Annotated in this window: 1 protein-coding gene; it reads left to right on the top strand. The window is 63.1% G+C overall.

The window, feature by feature from the left end:
- Positions 1-301, top strand: a 301-nt coding sequence (locus VL15_RS42985; RefSeq protein ID WP_230684635.1) for a hypothetical protein, incomplete at both ends; no start/stop codon positions are given.

Genomic DNA, 301 nt, shown 5'->3' with positions numbered 1-301 from the left:
ATCGAGCTATTGGCTGACGAAAGGCCGGTCGACGCCGAGGTCGACAGCGACGACACCGTGCTATTAGTCGAACTCAGGCCAGTCGACAGCGAGCTGATGCCCGTCGAAGTCGACGTGGACAACGAGGAGATCGAGCTGGTGGCTGACGAAAGGCCGGTCGACGTCGAGGTCGACAGCGACGACACCGTGCTGTCGGTCGAGCTCAGGCCGGTCGACAGCGAGCTGATCCCCGTCGAAGTCGACGTGGACAGCGAGGAGATCGAGCTGTTAGCCGACGAAAGGCCCGTCGAGGTCGAGGTCG

Origin of the sequence: Burkholderia cepacia, from assembly GCF_001039005.1 — a bacterium.
Lineage (GTDB): Bacteria > Pseudomonadota > Gammaproteobacteria > Burkholderiales > Burkholderiaceae > Burkholderia > Burkholderia theae.
The sequence above is the reverse complement of the archived record's forward strand: the minus strand, read 5'-3'. Positions and strand labels throughout refer to the sequence as shown.